Source organism: Nocardia sp. NPDC055050 (genome assembly GCF_053608345.1).
Genome location: NZ_JBSGVG010000050.1, coordinates 23836 through 38975, shown reverse-complemented (window position 1 = coordinate 38975; position 15140 = coordinate 23836). Strand labels below are relative to the sequence as shown.

Annotated in this window: 16 protein-coding genes; 10 read left to right on the top strand and 6 right to left on the bottom strand. The window is 67.0% G+C overall.

Annotation, left to right across the window (positions count from 1 at the left end):
- Positions 1-121 precede the first annotated feature (121 nt).
- On the top strand, positions 122-871 hold the full coding sequence (locus ACWGCN_RS32270; protein ID WP_452459760.1) for a DUF427 domain-containing protein: 750 nt from the start codon (positions 122-124) through the stop codon (positions 869-871).
- Here ACWGCN_RS32270 and ACWGCN_RS32265 read toward each other — a convergent pair whose 3' ends face one another.
- Together ACWGCN_RS32265 and ACWGCN_RS32260 are read right to left on the bottom strand one after the other, a co-directional pair.
- Positions 872-1294, bottom strand: coding sequence for a hypothetical protein (locus ACWGCN_RS32265; RefSeq protein ID WP_452450146.1), 423 nt, complete (start codon positions 1292-1294; stop codon positions 872-874).
- A gap of 1 nt (position 1295) precedes the next feature.
- Positions 1296-2471, bottom strand: coding sequence for a Rieske 2Fe-2S domain-containing protein (locus ACWGCN_RS32260; protein ID WP_378990681.1), 1176 nt, complete (start codon positions 2469-2471; stop codon positions 1296-1298).
- A 194-nt stretch (positions 2472-2665) separates the two neighbouring features.
- Here ACWGCN_RS32260 and hsaA point away from each other — a divergent pair, with 194 nt between their 5' ends.
- Genes hsaA through hsaB form a run of 4 tightly spaced genes read left to right on the top strand, consistent with a single transcriptional unit; the run spans position 2666 to position 6201 of the window.
- Positions 2666-3829 (top strand): 3-hydroxy-9,10-secoandrosta-1,3,5(10)-triene-9,17-dione monooxygenase oxygenase subunit, encoded by a 1164-nt coding sequence (gene hsaA / locus ACWGCN_RS32255; RefSeq protein WP_452459759.1) that lies wholly within the window; start codon positions 2666-2668, stop codon positions 3827-3829.
- Between the two features lie 3 nt (positions 3830-3832).
- Positions 3833-4702, top strand: a complete 870-nt coding sequence (hsaD, locus tag ACWGCN_RS32250) for a 4,5:9,10-diseco-3-hydroxy-5,9,17-trioxoandrosta-1(10),2-diene-4-oate hydrolase (protein WP_378990684.1) — start codon at positions 3833-3835, stop codon at positions 4700-4702.
- Positions 4702-5607 (top strand): iron-dependent extradiol dioxygenase HsaC, encoded by a 906-nt coding sequence (gene hsaC / locus ACWGCN_RS32245; protein ID WP_378990685.1) that lies wholly within the window; start codon positions 4702-4704, stop codon positions 5605-5607. The genes hsaD and hsaC overlap by 1 nt, the downstream gene beginning before the upstream one ends.
- 18 nt (positions 5608-5625) lie before the next feature.
- Positions 5626-6201 (top strand): 3-hydroxy-9,10-secoandrosta-1,3,5(10)-triene-9,17-dione monooxygenase reductase subunit, encoded by a 576-nt coding sequence (gene hsaB, locus ACWGCN_RS32240; protein WP_378990686.1) that lies wholly within the window; start codon positions 5626-5628, stop codon positions 6199-6201.
- Between the two features lie 56 nt (positions 6202-6257).
- On the opposite strand, the gene ACWGCN_RS32235 is transcribed toward hsaB, so the two are convergent.
- Positions 6258-7454, bottom strand: a complete 1197-nt coding sequence (locus tag ACWGCN_RS32235) for a saccharopine dehydrogenase family protein (protein ID WP_452459758.1) — start codon at positions 7452-7454, stop codon at positions 6258-6260.
- A gap of 31 nt (positions 7455-7485) precedes the next feature.
- Here ACWGCN_RS32235 and ACWGCN_RS32230 point away from each other — a divergent pair, with 31 nt between their 5' ends.
- Positions 7486-8082: a TetR/AcrR family transcriptional regulator gene (locus ACWGCN_RS32230; RefSeq protein WP_452450149.1), complete on the top strand. Its 597-nt coding sequence runs from the start codon at positions 7486-7488 to the stop codon at positions 8080-8082.
- 48 nt (positions 8083-8130) lie between these two features.
- Entirely contained in the window at positions 8131-8508 is a 378-nt protein-coding gene (locus ACWGCN_RS32225) for a YdeI/OmpD-associated family protein (RefSeq protein WP_452459757.1), read from the top strand.
- Positions 8509-8563: 55 nt separating this feature from the next.
- On the opposite strand, the gene ACWGCN_RS32220 is transcribed toward ACWGCN_RS32225, so the two are convergent.
- A complete protein-coding gene (locus ACWGCN_RS32220) occupies positions 8564-9424 on the bottom strand; it encodes a MaoC/PaaZ C-terminal domain-containing protein (protein ID WP_378990690.1) in 861 nt (286 codons plus the stop codon).
- Positions 9425-9549: 125 nt separating this feature from the next.
- The gene (kstD, locus tag ACWGCN_RS32215; RefSeq protein ID WP_452459756.1) at positions 9550-11253 is read right to left on the bottom strand and encodes a 3-oxosteroid 1-dehydrogenase; all 1704 of its coding nucleotides are present in this window, start codon (positions 11251-11253) and stop codon (positions 9550-9552) included.
- A 172-nt stretch (positions 11254-11425) separates the two neighbouring features.
- Here kstD and ACWGCN_RS32210 point away from each other — a divergent pair, with 172 nt between their 5' ends.
- From ACWGCN_RS32210 to dmpG, 3 genes are read left to right on the top strand one after another with little or no spacing between them, the layout of a single operon-like run.
- The gene (locus ACWGCN_RS32210; RefSeq protein WP_378990692.1) at positions 11426-12211 is read left to right on the top strand and encodes a 2-keto-4-pentenoate hydratase; all 786 of its coding nucleotides are present in this window, start codon (positions 11426-11428) and stop codon (positions 12209-12211) included.
- Between the two features lie 24 nt (positions 12212-12235).
- Entirely contained in the window at positions 12236-13141 is a 906-nt protein-coding gene (locus ACWGCN_RS32205; protein WP_378990693.1) for an acetaldehyde dehydrogenase (acetylating), read from the top strand.
- A 14-nt stretch (positions 13142-13155) separates the two neighbouring features.
- Complete coding sequence (dmpG, locus tag ACWGCN_RS32200; protein ID WP_387446239.1) at positions 13156-14205, top strand: 4-hydroxy-2-oxovalerate aldolase; 1050 nt, start codon at positions 13156-13158, stop codon at positions 14203-14205.
- Between the two features lie 136 nt (positions 14206-14341).
- On the opposite strand, the gene ACWGCN_RS32195 is transcribed toward dmpG, so the two are convergent.
- Positions 14342-15094, bottom strand: coding sequence for an SDR family oxidoreductase (locus tag ACWGCN_RS32195; RefSeq protein WP_452459755.1), 753 nt, complete (start codon positions 15092-15094; stop codon positions 14342-14344).
- Positions 15095-15140 lie beyond the last annotated feature (46 nt).

The window sequence follows — 15140 nt, the reverse complement described above, 5'->3', positions numbered from 1 at the left end:
CTCCTTCGTCGCCTACGCAACGGCACCTGATCGACGGGACGGCCGCGAACCCGGCCGCTGCGCGTCCGGCCCCTCCCTAAGGGTCGGGGTTCGGGGTTCGGAATTCGGGTAGCGTTGGTGCATGACCGAGGACCGACGTGGACGTGTCAAGGTTGAGACCGGACAGAAGCGAGTACGGGTTTATCTGCGCGGGAAGCTGGTGGCCGACACGCTCCGGCCGTTGCTGGTCTGGGAGATCCCGTACTACCCGACCTACTACGTGCCACTCACCGACGTGCGCGCCGACCTCGATCCGAACGGGGTCACCGAGCACTCCCCCAGCCGCGGCGACGCGACGGGTTACGACGTGACGGTCGAGGGTCTGCGCGCCGACGGTGCGGCGCTGCGCTATCTCGACTCACCGCTGTCGGAGCTGAAAGACGCTGTGCGGCTCGATATCGCCGCGTTCGACTGGTTCGAGGAAGACGAGCAGGTCTTCGTCCATCCGCGCGATCCGTATTCGCGCGTGGACATTCTCGGCAGTTCCCGGCACGTGCGGGTGGAGATCGACGGAGTGACCGTCGCGGACTCGCATTCGCCCCGAATCCTGTTCGAAACCGGTTTGCCCGCACGGTATTACCTGCCGCTGACCGATGTCCGGATGGATCTGCTGACCGCGTCGGACACCCACACGAGCTGCCCGTACAAGGGCACCGCCGATTACTGGAACGTGCGCGTCGGCGACACCGAGCACACCGACCTGGTCTGGATCTACCGCACGCCGCTGCCGGAGAGCCAGAAGGTGGCGGGGCTGGCGTGCTTCTACAACGAGAAGGTCGACATCTACCTCGACGGGGTGCGACAGGATCGCCCGCACTCCCCGTTCGGCTGACTATTCGCCGACGTCGAGCACGCCTTCGTCGACCGCCCACTTGATCGACTTCTCCAGTGACGGACACGATTCCGGCCGACCCGGCCGCGCACCGTGCGCGGTCAGCTGCGCGAAGATCGGGCAGTGCGCGTCGGGTCGCTCGGTCCACTGCACCGAGGTCTGGTGCTGACTCGCCTTGCGCACCAGCACCTGTGCCGAGCACGCCTGGCACCGCAGTGGTGTGAGACCCGTGTCGAGGTAATGCTGTTTGTCGACCACAGTTTGCGCCCGCACCGCGGCTTGCCGCGCGGGTTGATCAGCGAAATCGGGCGCTTTGGCCCAGGTCGGGCGAGTCCCCGCACGCTGCGAGGATTCGCCCGACCCCGGCTCCGCCGAAGCGAGCTGCGACGGATCGCCGGACCTTTGCGGCTCGCTCTGGCTCATATCAGACGCCTGCTTCCTCGGATTCGGCCTTGCGGCGCAAGTTCTCCGCCACCTCGGCCTCCCACGCCTGATTCGCCTTGGTCGTATCGACCTCGAACTCGAAGCGCTGGGTCATCTTCTCGGTCACCTCGGCGACGTCGACGTAGAACTGCTCGTACCAGCGACGCAGCTGGTAGACCGGCCCGTCTTCCTCGCAGAGCAGCGGGTTCTCGACCTTGGACTTGTGCTTCCAGATCTCCACGTCCTGCAGGAAGCCGTCGCCGAAGAACTTGGCCATCGTGTCGGCCAGTTTCTTCGCGGCCTCGTCGGGCAGGCCCTTGGGCTTCTCGACCGACAGACCCCACTGCAGCACGAACGAATCCTGGTCGACCGGGTAGTGGCAGTTGATCAGCTGAACCTTGATCTCGTACCCGCTGTAGATGTTCACCAGCGGATTGATCATGTAGGACGGCCCGAAGTAGGACGCCTCCGACTTCAGCAGCGTGTCACCGCCGTGCTTGGCGGCCATACCGACGTCGGGGCGGCCCTTGGTCTCCAGGAACTGCGTCGCCACATGCCCTTCGAAGACGTTCTTGAAGAACGTCGGGAAGGCGTAGTGGATGTAGAAGAAGTGCGCCATGTCCACGACGTTGTCGATGATCTCGCGGCAGTTGGCGCCCTGGATCAGCAACGAGTCCCAGGTCCAGTCGGTCCAGCCGCTGTTGTGGGCCTCGGTCGGATTGCCCTGTTCGTCGGTGTAGGGACCCTCGATGTACGGGATCGTGACCTCGGCGGGCGGTTCGTTGCCCTCGTGATCGTGCCAGACGTACAGCTGACCGTTGCGCTCGAGCGTGGTCCACTTCCGGGTGCGGGCCAGCGGCGGAACGCGGCGCGCGTACGGAATCGCGGTGCACTTTCCGCTGGCGCCCCAGCGCCAGTCGTGGAACGGGCAGGCGATGTCGTCGCCCTTCACCGTTCCCATGCTCAGGTCGCCGCCCATATGCCTGCAGTAGGCGTCGAGCACGCGGATCTGGTCGTCGGTATCGGTCCACACGACGAGCTTGGTACCGAAGACCTCGACCGCGTGCGGTTTACCGTCGCGGAACGTCGACGCGAGGCCGACACAGTGCCAGCCACGCGCGAACCTCGTCGGCGGTGCACCGACATCGAGTTCCCTCACCTTGGGGTTGATCGCCATCCCGAACCCTCCTCGTTCACTAGAACACGTTACAAAACTGAGCCACTTCACGCCAGTTGTCCAGCGAACTTCCTTGTTGACTCCTGTTATATCCGAGGTAGGGCGATCTTCTCGACAGAAACGAGAACCTGTTCTAATCTCAGAGACGAAAAGAACCGGTTGTCGATCCGACAAGGGCAGGAGCGGGCTCCGAAATGACGCAAGAAGTGACCGAACGGGTCGAGGCACTGCTGCCGACGCTGCGTGAGCGTGCGCAGGAGGCCGAAGACCTGCGCCGCATTCCCGAAGAATCCATGAAGGCGCTGCAGGAGACCGGTTTCTTCCGGCTGCTCCAGCCCAAGCAGTGGGGCGGCCACGCGGCCGACCCGGTGGTCTTCTACGACACCGTGCGCAGGATCGCCAGCGCGTGTGGTTCCACCGGCTGGGTGTCGGGCATCATCGGGGTGCACAACTGGCACCTCGCGCTGTTCGACCAGCAGGCCCAGCAGGACGTGTGGGGCGAGGACACCGATGTGCGCATCTCGTCCTCGTACGCGCCGATGGGAGCGGGACAGGCCGTCGACGGTGGTTACATCGTGCGCGGCTCGTGGGCTTGGTCCTCGGGTTCCGATCACGCCACCTGGGCGGTGCTGGGCGGTCCGGTGATCAAGAACGGCAAGCCGGTCGACTTCGGCAGCTTCCTGATCCCGCGCTCGGACTACCGCATCGATGACGTCTGGAACGTCGTCGGTCTGCGCGGCACCGGCTCCAACACCGTCGTCGTCGAGGACATCTTCGTCCCGTCGCACCGGTTCCTGAGCTTCCGCGCGATGAGCGAGGGCCGCGCGCCCGGCCTCGAGCAGAACACCGACCCCGTCTACAAGATGCCGTGGGGCACCATCCACCCCACCACCATCTCCGCGCCGATCGTCGGCATGGGCTACGGCGCCTACGAGGCGCACGTCGAGCACCAGGGCAAGCGCGTGCGCGCCGCCTACGCCGGCGAGAACGCCAAGGACGATCCGTTCGCCAAGGTGCGCGTGGCCGAGGCGGCCAGCGATATCGACGCCGCGTGGCGTCAGCTCTCGGGCAATGTCGCCGAGGAGTACGCACTGCTGCTGGCGGGCGAGGAGGTGCCGTTCGATCTGCGCGTGCGCGCCCGTCGCGACCAGGTGCGTTCGACCGGTCGCGTGATCGCCTCGATCGACAAGCTCTTCGAGTCCTCGGGCGCCACCGCCCTGGCCAACGGCACGCCACTGCAACGCTTCTGGCGTGACGCGCATGCCGGGCGGGTCCACGCGGCCAACGATCCCGAGCGCGCCTACGTGATGTACGGCACGCACGAGTTCGGCCTGCCCGTCACCGACGCCATGGTGTAGCCGATGACCCGAACCGCTGAACTGACCTACGCATCGACCTCACGCTTCGCGCAGGTCACCCCCGATCTGAAGCTGCACTACCACGAAGCCGGAGTGGGCAACGGGCCGACGATCGTGCTGCTGCACGGTGGTGGACCCGGTGCCTCGGCGTGGTCGAACTTCGCCCGCAACATCCCGGTGCTGGCCGAGCGCTATCACGTGATCGCGCCCGATCAGCCGGGTTACGGCAAGTCCGACAAGCCGATCGACCACCCGCAGTACTTCGTGCACAGCTCGAACGCACTGCTCGCGCTGCTCGATCACCTCGAGATCACCGACCGGGTGCACCTGCTCGGCAACTCTCTCGGCGGCGGCGCCTCGGTGCGGTTCGCACTCGACCACCCCACGCGCGCGGGCAAACTCGTGCTGATGGGTCCGGGCGGGCTGAGCACCAACCTGTTCGCGCCCGACCCCACCGAGGGCGTGAAGCTGCTCTCGAAGTTCACCTACGAACCGACCAGGGACAACCTGGAGAAGTTCCTGCGGATCATGGTCTTCGACCAGTCCCTGGTGACCGAGGAACTCATCGACGAGCGGTTCGCCTTCGCGAGTACCCCCGAGTCGCTGGCCGCGATGAAGGCGATGGGCAAGTCCTTCGCCGGCGCGGACTTCGAGAAGGGCATGCTGTGGCGTGACGCGTACAAGCTGCGTCAGCCGGTGCTGTTGATCTGGGGTCGCGAAGATCGGGTGAACCCCCTCGACGGCGCGCTCGTGGCCACCAAGGTGATCCCGCGCGTCCAGCTGCACGTGTTCGGTGGCTGCGGGCACTGGGCACAGCTGGAGAAGTTCGACGAGTTCAACCGGCTCACCGTCGATTTCCTCGGGGAGAAGTAATGAGCATTCGCGCCCTGGGCTACATGCGCATCGAGGCCACCGACATGGCGGCCTGGCGCGAGTACGGCCTCAAGGTTCTCGGCATGATGGAGGGCACCGGGCTGAACCCCGACGCGCTCTACCTGCGCATGGACGATTTCGCCGCCCGACTGGTGATCGTTCCCGGCGAGCAGGACCGGCTGCTGGTCTCGGGCTGGGAGGTCACCGACGGGCCCGGCCTGCAACAGCTGCGGGAAACCCTGAGCAAGGCCGGGGTCGCCTTCACCGAGGGCACCAAGGAAGAGCTGGGTGAGCGACGCGTCGAGGGCATGATCCGGTTCCAGGATCCGTCCGGGAACACCCTCGAGGCGTTCTACGGCGCGCAGTACCTGGGCCGCCGCTTCGTGAGCCCCTACGGCCACAAGTTCGTCACCGCCGAGCAGGGATTGGGCCACGTGGTTCTCACCTGCACCGACGATGCCGCGGCACAGGCGTTCTACCAGGACATCCTGGGCTTCCGGCTGCGCGACTCCATGCGGCTGCCGCCGCAGATGGTCGGCCGTCCCGCCGACGGCGACCCGGCCTGGCTGCGCTTCTACGGCTGCAACCCGCGCCACCACGCGCTGGCGTTCCTGCCGCTGCCGAACCCCACCGGCATCGTGCACCTGATGGTCGAGGTGGAGAACTCCGACGACGTCGGTCTCTGCCTGGACCGCGCCTATCGCAAGAAGGTGAAGATGTCGGCCACTCTCGGCCGCCACATCAACGACAAGATGCTGTCCTTCTACATGAAGACTCCCGGCGGATTCGACATCGAATTCGGCTGTGAAGGACTGGAAGTCGACGACCACGACTGGATCGCCCGCGAATCGACCGCGGTGAGCCTGTGGGGTCACGACTTCACTGTCGGATTCAAACAGCAATAGGAACGGGCGGCGAAGGACATGACTGAACAGATACCGGCGATCGACGGCCGGCAGTTCCGCACCGTGCTGGGGCAGTTCTGCACCGGCATCACCGTGATCACCGCGCTCGATCCGGACGGTGAGCCCATCGGGTTCGCCTGCCAGTCCTTCGCCGCGCTCTCCCTCGACCCGCCCCTCGTGCTGTTCTGCCCCACCAAGGGGTCGCGGTCGTGGGCGGCGATCGAGGCTGCGGGCAAGTTCTGCGTGAACGTGCTCTCCGAGGAACAGCAGCCGACGTGCGCGCGCTTCGGCTCACGCGAGACCGACAAGTTCGCCGGAGTCGGCTGGCGGACATCCGCATTGGGCGTCCCCGTGCTCGACGATTCCCTGGCCACCATCGAATGCACCGTCGACTCCGTCGTCGACGGCGGTGACCACTACATCGTCATCGGCCGGGTCCACGCGCTCGCGGAGTCGGCCACCACCGGTGGTCGTCCGCTGCTGTTCTACCGCGGCCAGTACACCGGCATCGAGCCGGACAAGACCACCCCCGCCCCCTGGCGCGCGGACCTGGACCACTTCCTCACCACCACCAGCCTCGACACCTGGCTGTGAATCGACCGGCCTGAGCAGGCGGTCACGGCCTCGGTCGGCAGCGTGGCGTGCACTGCTCATCTCGCGGTGAGCAGTGCGGTCAGCAGCGCGGACGACAGTGCCGCGGCGTTCTCCTCCTCGGTGTCCCAGCTGCGCGTGGTGACCGTCATCGCGGCCGGGCGTGGTGCACCGAGACAGTGCGGGGCGAACGCGGTGAAGAATTCGTGCGGATCGAGCAGGGTCTCCGGCGTGTGGACGCCGGGGCTCTTCGCCCGCAGCAGTGCCGCGACCGCCAACGGCACGCCGGTGTTGTCGGCCATCGTGAGACCGGGGACCTGACACAGCGCCGTGGCGGCGGTCGCGGCGACTCCAGCCCGCAGGCCCGTCGCGACGGCGAACAGCGGTGGCAGGCCACCGGCGGTGATCAGTTTCGCCGGGTCGGCGGGCAGGAGTCGTTCCACGCGGGCTGCCACCCCGGCCGCCTGATCCAGCGTCAACAGGCGAGCGCCCATTACCCAGCGCAGGGCCAGCAGCGCCGCCGAGGTCGAGCGGTCGCCGACGACCACGGTGGTCGCGTCGCGGAGTTCGGGGAAGGCTCGCGCCACGGTGATCGCCTCCGGGTGACCGAAGCTGCGGCCTTCGCCGGTGCGCAGGCCCGGGTAGTCGATGCGCATCCGTTCCAGGGCCGGGCGCTGGGCGCGCACGCCGTCGCGGATGACCGGAATGTCACCGGCGATCTGTCGCATGCCGTGCACCACGGCCGCGGTCGCCCCCGGACCGGCCGGTTCGGTGTGCGCGGAGTGAATGTTCCAGCCGGTGACCACGGAGTCGACGCGGTCGAGTTCCCGGCCCGCCAGCACGGCGAGCAGATTGGCGATACCGGGGCTGGCGCCCATGCCGACCAGCGCTGTCACCCCCGCCGCGCGCGCCGCCGCGTCGAGTTCCAGCATGTCGATGGTCGGTTGGGGATCGTCGCAGATGTCGATGTAGTCGCAGCGCGCGGCGATCGCCGCCGCCAGGATCGGTGGGCCGAAGCGGAAATATGGGCCGACGGTATTCACCACCAGGTCGAAATCCCGCATCGCCGAAATCAGCGCCGGACCGTCGGTGGCGTCCAGTCGACAAGCGGTGGCGCCGAGTTCGGTGGCGAGCGCGCGCGCCGCGGCCTCGTCCCGGTCGGCGATCGTCAGTGCTGTCACCCTGTCGTCGCCGTGCATGATGCGGGCGGCGACCCTGCCCATCTCCCCTGCCCCACCCAGTGCCAGAACTCGCATGACTGCCTCCCCGTCGAATATATTGACTAACATGACAGTAAATAAAGTCGGGCGGCCGAGCAAGGCCAAGGAGCGGATCGGTCAGATCCTGCGGGCCGCTCATTCCGTCGTGGCGAGCGACGGTTTCGCCGATACGACGCTGTCGCGAGTGGCCGCGGCGGCTGGGGTGCAGCGCACGCTGGTGCTGCACTATTTCGGCAGTAGAGACGGGCTGATGCGGGCCTTCGTCACCGAAGCCGTCGCCGCGTACGGTGACGCGCAACTGCGACTGGGCGCCGAGGGGACGATCGAGGATCGAGTGGCACGGATGTTCGCACCGGGCGCTTACGGAAACCGCGACGACCTGGTGGTGTGGAGCGAACTGGTGAATCTCGCGGCGCGCGATGAGGTGGTCCGGCACAGCCTGCGGGAGTTGTGGACCGAGCGGTGGCTACCCGAACTGGAGCGACAGCTCGCCGCCGCGTACCCGGCCGCCCCGGCGGATCGCGTCGCGACCAGCGCCTACGGGCTCGCGTGCCTGTTCGAGGCGCACTGGGCGTTTCACCTGCAAGGAGTCGTCGATTCCCGACGGACCGAACAGGCCACTCGTGCCGCCGACGCCCTACTGGCGACACTCGAACCGGCGTGAATTAAAAGTGCTCATTCGGTGAGCACTTTGAGTCGGAGGATAGGTGGCATGGACATCGAATTCATCACCTGCCCCGACGCCGAAGCCTGGGACACGTGGCTGGCGGCGAACCACGCCGACGCCCGCGAGGTGTGGGTGCTGATCGCAAAGAAGAAGGCCCCCGAGAAGTCGGTGACGATCAGCGAAACCCTGGACGGCGCACTCTGCTACGGCTGGATCGACAGCCATCGCCGCGGCCTCGACGCCCACCACTACCTGCAGCGATACTCGCCGCGTCGAGCACGGAGCCCCTGGTCGCAGGTCAACGTCGCCAAGGCCGAAGCCCTCATCGCCGCGGGGCGGATGCGCCCGGCCGGGTTCGCGGCCATCGAATCGGCGTGCGCGGACGGCCGCATCGCCCAAGCGATCACCGCGCTCGAAAAATGATCACCAGGCCACCGGCGTTCTCACGCTCTGGTGACCTGGTGATCAGTGGTTCGGATCAGGCGATACGCAGGGCGACATCGCTGAGGACGGGGGCATCGTCTCGTTCGACCACGGTGACGACCGCGATCAACTGGTCGCCCTCGCGCCACACCTTGGTGCGCAAGGTCTCGCCCGGGTAGAGCACGCCGGCGAACTTGGCCCGGAACCCGCCGACCCGGCCCGCGTCACTGTCGAGCAGAGCGTCGGTGATGGCCTTGCATACCGTGCCGTAGGTGCACAGCCCGTGCAGGATCGGGGCGGGAAAACCTGCGCCACGGGCGAATTCGGGGTCCGAGTGCAGCGGGTTGCGATCGCCGGAGAGGCGGTACAGCAGGGCCTGCTGTGGCAACGTGGGGGTGAGCAGCTCCGCGTCGGGGGCGCGATCGGGCAGTTCGACGCGGGCACTCGGACCACGCTCGCCGCCGAAACCACCTTCACCCCTGGCGAAAATGGAGGACCGCGCGGTCCACAGCGGTTCACCGTCGGATCCGGTGATGGTGTGCTCCTGCACGATCACCGCGTTGGCGCCTTTGTCCCAGATCTCGACGATCCGACCTGCCCAGAGTGCTTTACCCGCAGCCGGAATCGGCTTGTGCGCCACTACTTCCTGGTGCCCGTGCACGACCTTGGCCAGGTCGATCTCGATGCCGGGGAAGCTCACTCGCGGCGGCTCGGTTTCGCCGAGGGTCGGCGCCACCGTCGCGAACGTCGGCAGCACCTGGGGTGCGCGATCGTCGAGGTAGGCCAGCTCGGCCGGGTCGGTCGGGCGGGCGCCCGCGCCGAGGCCAAGGTGGTAGAGCTGCACGTCGGTGGGCGTCCAGCTGAACTCGCGCGAGGGCAGAGTCGCGCCGAGCGCGGTCGCCAGATCAATGGGCATGGGTTACTCCTGCATGTCTGCTGAACAGTACGAATGGCTCGTTCATCCGTCGACCTCGTCCGCCGACCCGGTCGTCGAGACGTCGATGACCGCCAGGTAGCCGATCGTGATCGTCGGGCTGACCCTCATGCTGTCGCCTTCGTCGAGTCGGTCGACTTCTTGGCGACGATGTCGAGGACCGCCAGGTAGGCGAAGGTGATCGCGGGGCCGATGGTGGCGCCGGGGCCCGCGTAGGTGTGGCCCATCACCGGCGAGCTGGTGTTGCCCGCGGCGTAGAGGCCGTCGATGACGGAATCGTCCTCGCGCAGCACACGTGCGGCCGTATCGGTGACGAGGCCGCCCTTGGTGCCGAGGTCGCCGGGCACCATCTTCGCCGCGTAGAACGGGCCCTGCGACAGTTCGGCCAGGCACGGATTCGGCTTCACGGTCGGGTCGCCGTAGTAGCGGTCGTAGTGGCTGTTGCCGCGGCCGAAGTCCTCGTCCTTGCCCGCGGCGGCGAAGCCGTTGAAACGCTCGATCGTCGAGGTCAGGTTGTCGACGGGCACGCCGATGCGCTCGGCGAGCTCCCCGATCGTGTCGGCCTTGACGATGTAGTCGTTCTCCATCCAGCGCGACGGAAAGCGCTGTCCCGGTTGCAGGCCCGCGAAGATGTAGCGGTTGCGGTAGCGCTGGTCGAACACCAGCCAGGACGGCACGTTCTCGCCGGGGCCCGCACCCTGCCCGTACTCACCGCCGTACATGGTGTGCACCGCCTCGACGTAGGGGGCGGACTCGTTGCCGAACCGCTCGCCCCGGTCGTTGACCATGATGGTGCCGGGCAGGTTGCGCTCGGCCAGCGCGAACCAGGGCTTGCCACCCTTGAAGATCGTCGGACCCCACCAGGCGTCCTCCATGAATCCGACCGTCGCACCCGCTGCCATACCCGCGACGATGCCATCGCCGGTGTTGGCCGCGGCACCGGTTGTCCACTCAGTGGTTATCGGCTGACGCTGGTACTTGGCCCGCATGTCGGCATTGTGCTCGAACCCGCCCGCGCCGAGGACCACGCCGTAGCGCGCGGTGAAGGTGACCGGTTCGCCGTCGACGGTGGCCTTGACCCCGGTGACCTTGCCGTCGGTGACCGCCAGGTCGGTGAGTGGGGTGTTGAGCAGCACCGGCACGCCCGCGTCGAGCAGGCCCTTGCGCATGGCGGCGATGATGGCCTGCCCCATGCCGAGCAGATGCTTGCCGGTCCACTTGGCCAGGTAGGTGCGCGCGCCGACGCGCAACGCCCGCATCGCGCCCTTGGGATGACGGCGGATCAGGTTGAGCCGCACGAAGTCGGCCTGCATGACGACGACGTTCAGCGGCGCCTTGGCGTAGGGCGGTTCCAGATTGGCCAGTTCCGCGCCGAGCACCTTGCCGTTGAACGGCGTGGGCTCGCACGAACGTCCCTGGCCGAGCCCGCCCGGGGCCTCGGGGTAGTAGTCGGAGTAGCCGGGAACCCACTTCATCTTCAGCGGGGTGTGGTCGAGGACGAAGTCGAACGCCTCGGCGCCGCGATCGAGGTAGGTGTCGATCTTCTCGGCGGGCACCACGTCGCCGATGATGCTGTGCAGGTAGGTGCGCGCGTCCTCGCGGTCGTCGGGGCGGCCCGCGGCGAGCAACGCCTTGTTGCCCGGAATCCAGACGCCACCGCCGGATCGGGCCGTCGACCCACCGTAGTGCGCGGCCTTCTCCAGCAGCACAACGCTCAGTCCCTTGTGCGCCGCCGCGAGGGCGGCGGTCATCCCGGCGGCGCCGCTACCGACGACCACGACATCGTATTCCCGATCACTCATGTAGAACACGTTATAGAAGGGTCCGGTCGTTGGACAGATAAAAGTAGAACTCAGTAGAACATGTTGCAGAAATCACCAGATGTAGCGTTGTATTGTCAGGTGAACGGCTGATGCTGAACTGGAAAACCGGTTACAGTTTTGGCATCCAGATCCTTCCGACCGTGCTGCCAAGGAGGTCCGCGTGCTGCCTGACGCGGTACGAACTCAACTCGCCGACGAACTCGCCCGCGCCGAAGACGACCGGGTCGCCGTGTCGCCGCTCGTCGACCGGTTCCCCGATATCGATGTGGTCGACGCCTACGAGATCCAGCTGCTCAACATCCAGCGCAGGCTCCGGTCCGGCGCGAAGGTCGTCGGGCACAAGGTGGGGCTGTCGTCGAAGGCGATGCAGGAGATGATGGGCGTCGACGAGCCCGACTACGGTCACCTGCTCGCCGACATGGAGGTCTACGAAGACGTCCCCGTCGACACCTCGAAGTTCCTGCTGCCGCGCGTGGAGGTCGAGGTCGGGTTCGTGCTCGGCGCCGATCTGCCCGGCGAGGACTGCACCGAGGCCGACGTGCTGGCCGCGACCGTCGCGTACGCGCCCTCGATCGAACTCATCGACTCGCGCATCAACGACTGGAAGATCGGCCTGACCGACACCATCGCCGACAACGCCTCCTCGGCCGGGTGGGTGCTCGGCAAGGAGCGCGTCGCACCCGGCGACATCGACATCAAGGCCATCGACGCCGTGCTCACCCGCAACGGCGAGGTCATCGCCGAGGGCCGCAGCGACGCGGTGCTGGGCGATCCGGTGATCGCCGTCGCGTGGCTGGCGCGCAAGGTCGCGACCTTCGGGGTGCGGTTGAAGAAGGGCGACATCGTGCTCCCCGGTTCCTGCACCCGCGCCATCGACGCCCGCCCCGGTGACGACTTCCTCGCCGAGTTCACCGGACTCGGTTCCGTCCGTTTGCGTTTCCGCTGAACCAGACTTCCCAAGGAGTACACCGTGACCAGCAAAGTCACCGCCGCGATCGTGGGGTCCGGCAACATCAGCACCGACCTGCTGTACAAGCTGCTGCGCTCGGACAAGATCGAGCCGCGCTGGATGATCGGCATCGACCCGGATTCGGAGGGGCTGAAGCGGGCACGCGGGCTGGGTCTGGAAACCTCCGCCGAGGGCGCGGACTGGCTGCTCGCCCTCGACGAGAAGCCGGACCTGCTGTTCGAGGCCACCTCCGCCTACGTGCACCGTGCGTACGCGCCGAAATACGAGGCCGCGGGTATTCGTGCCGTCGACCTCACCCCGGCCGCCGTCGGCCCGGCCGTGATCCCCCCGGTGAACCTGGATTCGCTGCGGGACGCGGCGAACGTCAACATGATCACCTGCGGTGGCCAGGCCACGATTCCGATGGTCAACGCGGTCTCGCGGGTTGTACCGGTGTCCTACGCCGAGATCGTGGCCTCGGTGTCCTCGGTGTCGGCCGGTCCGGGTACCCGCGCGAACATCGACGAGTTCACCAAGACCACCTCCAAGGGTGTGGAGACCATCGGTGGCGCCGAACGCGGTAAGGCCATCATCATCCTGAACCCGGCCGAGCCGCCGATGATCATGCGCGACACCATCTTCTGCGCCATCCCCGAGGATGCCGATCGCGACGCGATCTCCGAGTCGATCTTCCGGATGGAGAAGTCCATTCAGGAGTACGTGCCCGGCTACCGACTGCTCAACGAACCCCAGTTCGACGACCCGTCGCTGGTATCCGGCGGCTTGGCGAAGGTGTCGATCTTCGTCGAGGTCGAGGGTGCGGGCGACTTCCTGCCGCCGTACGCGGGCAACCTCGACATCATGACGGCCGCGGCCACCAAGGTCGGCGATGTGCTGGCCGATCAAATCATCTCGGCTCGGGTGTAAGGGAGAACTCAATCATGAGCAATGTGCGCAAGCCCTACTCGGGCGAACTCGATGTGCGCGTTACCGATACCTCGCTGCGTGACGGCTCGCATCACAAGCGTCACCAGTTCACCGTGACCGAGGTTCGCGACATCGTCGGCGCGCTCGACGCGTCCGGTGTCCCGGTCATCGAGGTCACCCACGGTGACGGCCTGGCCGGGTCCTCGTTCAACTACGGGTTCTCCAAGACCCCGGAGCAGGAACTGATCAAGGCCGCCGCGGAGACCGCCAAGCAGGCCAAGATCGCCTTCCTGATGCTGCCCGGTGTGGGCATCAAGGAGGACATCAAGATCTCGCAGGACAACGGCGCGTCCATCTGCCGCATCGCCACCCACTGCACCGAAGCCGATGTGTCCATTCAGCACTTCGGCTACGCGCGGGATCTGGGCCTGGAGACCGTCGGCTTCCTGATGATGGCGCACAGCACTACCCCGGAACTGCTGGCCAAGCAGGCGCGCATCATGGCCGACGCGGGCTGCCAGTGCGTGTACGTTGTCGACTCGGCGGGCGCGCTTGTGCTGGAACAGGTTTCGGACCGCGTCTCGGCGCTGGTGGCCGAACTCGGCGACGACGCCCAGGTCGGCTTCCACGGCCACGAGAACCTCGGCCTCGCCGTGGCGAACTCGGTCTACGCCGTGCGCGCGGGCGCCACCCAGATCGACGGCTCGGCTCGCCGCTTCGGCGCGGGTGCGGGCAACCTGCCGGTCGAAGCCTTCATCGGCGTCTGCGACAAGCTCGGTGTCAAGACCGGCGTGGACTTCTTCGCCGTCACCGACGCCGCCGAGGACGTGGTCCGCCCGGCCATGCCGTCGGAATGCCTGCTCGACCGTCAGGCCCTGATGATGGGCTACGCGGGCGTCTACTCCAGCTTCCTGCGCCACGCCGAACGCCAGGCCGAACGCTACGGCGTCTCCGCCGCGGAAATGCTCGTCCGCGCCGGTAAGCGCAAGCTCGTCGGCGGCCAGGAAGACCAGCTCATCGACATCGCCCTGGAACTCCAGCGCGAAGCTTCGGTCACCGCCTGATAGTTCTCCACCCAGCACCGGGCCGGCAGATATCCTGCCGGCCCGGTGCTGTTTCTCTGCACACAGCTTCTTTGTGCACAGCGATCCCAAGGACTAACTGCTGCGGGTTCGACTCGATCCAATTGGATCGAGTCCGTCACCGCCGCGATGCAGCCTGGTAGTCGTGACCGCCGACGTAGAACGTGTGGCCGTCCGCGACCGCGTCGGTGCCGGCCTGAACGATCACGCGCGCGAAGTCCTCGACCGTGGGCAACGGGCCGGCCGCGCGGCGGGATTCGACACTGCCCGGGTCGCGCCGTTCCAGCAGGCGGACGATGATCGTCCCGTCGATCATGTCGCCGGACACCACCGTGAACCCGACTCCGCGCTCACGGAATTCGGGGATCAGCGCTCGCAGCGCATCCTCGCCGGCCCGCTTGCTCCGTGCGATCGGCGTGTAACCGTGTGGCACGTTGTCGTTTTCGTGGATGAAGTGCGCCTGATGGCTGGTGACGAACACGATCCGGCCGCCCTCGGGCATCAGCGGCAGCATCGCCGTCGCCAGGTTCACCTGCGCATCCCGGTTGAGTCGGAGCGCGTACCCGGCATCGGCGTCCCGCTCGAGTCCGCCGGACGCGTTGAGCACCAAGGTATCCAGCCGGCCGAACGTCCGGCCGACCTCCTCGACCATTGCCTCGACAGCCGCCGGATCGGAGACATCGGCGCCGAGCACCGAGGCGCTCCCGCCCGCCGCCACGATCCCGTCCACGACATCCTGCGCCCGCTTGCGCTTCTCCCGGAAGTTCACGACGACATGCGCTCCCGCAGCCCCGAACTGCGCGGCCGCCTCCGCCCCGATGCCCCGCGAGGCCCCGGTCACCAGCACGATTCGCTGAATTGTCGAATCCATCGTCGATCTCCTCGCCACATCCCCGACCGGTCATAACGCTTCTGAT